This is a genomic window from Brenneria sp. g21c3 (assembly GCF_040240345.1).
GTDB lineage: Bacteria > Pseudomonadota > Gammaproteobacteria > Enterobacterales > Enterobacteriaceae > Brenneria.
Genome location: NZ_JBEIAB010000039.1, coordinates 1 through 2,485, shown reverse-complemented (window position 1 = coordinate 2,485; position 2,485 = coordinate 1). Strand labels below are relative to the sequence as shown.

The window sequence follows — 2,485 nt, the reverse complement described above, 5'->3', positions numbered from 1 at the left end:
TTACAACGAACATCATCCGCATAGTGCACTGGGATATCGCTCACCACGGGAATATATACGCAGGAAGTTATCGCAACCATAAGAGAGCAAAAACGTCTGGATATATAGGGTCAAATCCATTATGACACCAAAACGGATGTCTGCGGCCACGGATTCCGGGCGATGGCTTGTAGCGCTTTGATGGAATCGGAGTTGTGGTCGCAGGATGCCGTTGAGCGCCAGATGAGCCATCAGGAGCGCAATAGCGTGCGGGCGGCCTATATCCACAAAGCCGCCCATCTTGAAGCCCGTAAAGCGATGATGCAGTGGTGGTCGGATTATCTGGATGCGTGCCGAGAAGTCTATGTCCCCCCCTATATCTGGGGCAAACAGGATGCCAGAGCCCACGATGAGGTAATTAACGGATAAAACGAAAGCAGATCCGGACGGTTCAGGATCTGCTTTTTCTATTTTTAACCAGTTTTATATCTGTTTTTTCGATTCCTCAGTTAATGGTCCAAGTCTAGCAACACCTTCTTTTTTATACTTTCTTATTAAGGAGTTAGGTGTTGCCCGGCATTAACGCATGGATATCTCATTTGAGCTTGATGACGTCGCGACCTCGGTTGTAACCCAAAATCACCCAGTTTTGACCTGAGATACCCACAGGAATTAATGGTGCAGATAAATAACTACAAAGGTCGGGTGCTGATCCTTCTGACACAGAAATTGGATCTGCACTTTTTTCTACGTCCCAGAGAACTAAGCCTCAGCTGTTAGGGTGAATTCAAACCGAAAGCGTATACTGGGGAGCGAAAAATGGTAAAAAACTCATTTATATGGTGATTTGTCATTATATCACCAAGCCGCAAAGACTTCTCGACCATGGCTGACCTCCAGTCTTCGGACACGAAAGGAAATCCTTGGTGCGATCACGGATACCTCTATCAGGGGTTATATCGTGCAGACGTCCAAGTTCTGCTTCTCGCTAAGCAGTGATAAACATCTTCATAGCTGGCGAGCTATGACCTCCTGACAGCATAAAATCAAGCATCGTCAATGATCCCGAGTGGTATAGATACATAATTTTTCATGATAATTACGTAAAAAAAGACTGATCCAAAAAAATAATATAGGTAATCATCATAAAAGTTATTTCTCTCGTAATAAATAATCGATATAGACTGAACTCACGGAATGATTGACCGAAGTGAAATTAAAACTCAGCAATTCAATTAGCGGGGAATGCCTGTATGGAAATCCACAACCGGACTCCAGATGTATATGATTTGCTTGAAATAAACAAGATCCTTCTTTCGACTTCAAATAATGGTGAGTCATTTGAAAAAGACTTACATCTCAATGGATTCATAGAAAAACCATGGGGACATGAATATAGGGTTTATTGTGATTCTATTTTTGATGTATGGCGCCTTCATATATTAAAAAATCAATCCACTTCTATGCACTGTCATATACAAAAAGATACCGTCCTTATATGCCTACATGGCGATGGAGAAACCAGGTTTCTTGATGGCACACATCAAGCATTAAAATCTGGTGACAGCATATATATTGCAAAAGGTGTATTCCATCAAACTATCGCCGGAAAATCAGGTATTGAGTTAATTGAAGTAGAAAACCCAAGAAACAAATTCGACTTACTTAGACTTAAAGATAATTACGGTCGACAAAATATGGCATATGAAAGAAGATCCCAGGAACATGATCTTTTACTCCCATTCCATCAGATAGCTCCCGGCACATTTATTAGGGAATATGATCTACATAAATTAGCAAAATTTTCTGTCAAAATTCTTGATAGGAATATGTTAAATGATGAGGATAACTTTATTTTTATTTCCTTAGATGTAAAGAGTCATTTAATGGGAAAAATTCATATCCTAAGGATCAAAGATGCCATCGCAGAAATGTACTGCGGTCAGAAGGTACTTTTAATTAATGTTCCGTAACGTAACATAGAAGGAAAATAACATGTCCAAACCAACACGAGTTGTGATAATCACCGGTTGTAGTGGTCAACAAAAACTGGCCACCGCGTTAGAGTTTTTCCAGTATCGGTTTTCCGATTCGTTTGGTGGTAACCCACCATTATATTCGTGCGGTCTTAGTACACTGTAATATCCAACGATATAGTCCGTTATGGCGTGAGCTGCATCGCTGAAGCTTACGTAACCCGTCACCGGCACCCATTCGTTCTTCAGACTCCTGAAGAAGCGCTCCATTGGGCTGTTATCCCAGCAGTTTACGCGCCGGCTCATACTCTGTCTGATCCTGTATCGCCACAGTAACTGCCGGAACTGCCTGCTTGTATAATGACTACCCTGGTCGCTGTGGAACATCACCCCGACGGGCTTACCGCGAGTTTCCCATGCCATTTCCAGCGCTTTCATGGTGAGTCTGCTGTCCGGCGAGAACGACATTGCCCAACCCACTGGTTTTCTTGCGAACAGGTCGAGAACAACGGCGAGGTACGCCCAGCGTT

General features: G+C 42.7%; 2 protein-coding genes and 1 pseudogene. 2 read left to right on the top strand and 1 reads right to left on the bottom strand.

Features of this window, described 5'->3' with window-relative positions; genetic code table 11:
* Positions 1–120 precede the first annotated feature (120 nt).
* Both ABRZ28_RS24145 and ABRZ28_RS24140 read left to right on the top strand, forming a co-directional pair.
* Positions 121–408 (top strand): annotated as a pseudogene (locus tag ABRZ28_RS24145) (tyrosine-type recombinase/integrase); the annotation flags it as partial.
* A gap of 824 nt (positions 409–1,232) precedes the next feature.
* Positions 1,233–1,952 carry a cupin domain-containing protein gene (locus tag ABRZ28_RS24140; protein WP_172288593.1) on the top strand — a complete coding sequence of 240 codons (720 nt, stop codon included), beginning with the start codon at positions 1,233–1,235 and terminating at the stop codon, positions 1,950–1,952.
* A 66-nt stretch (positions 1,953–2,018) separates the two neighbouring features.
* Here the strand turns inward: ABRZ28_RS24140 and ABRZ28_RS24135 are convergent.
* The coding region (locus ABRZ28_RS24135) for an IS3 family transposase (protein WP_330521866.1) at positions 2,019–2,485 on the bottom strand (467 nt) is incomplete at its 5' end.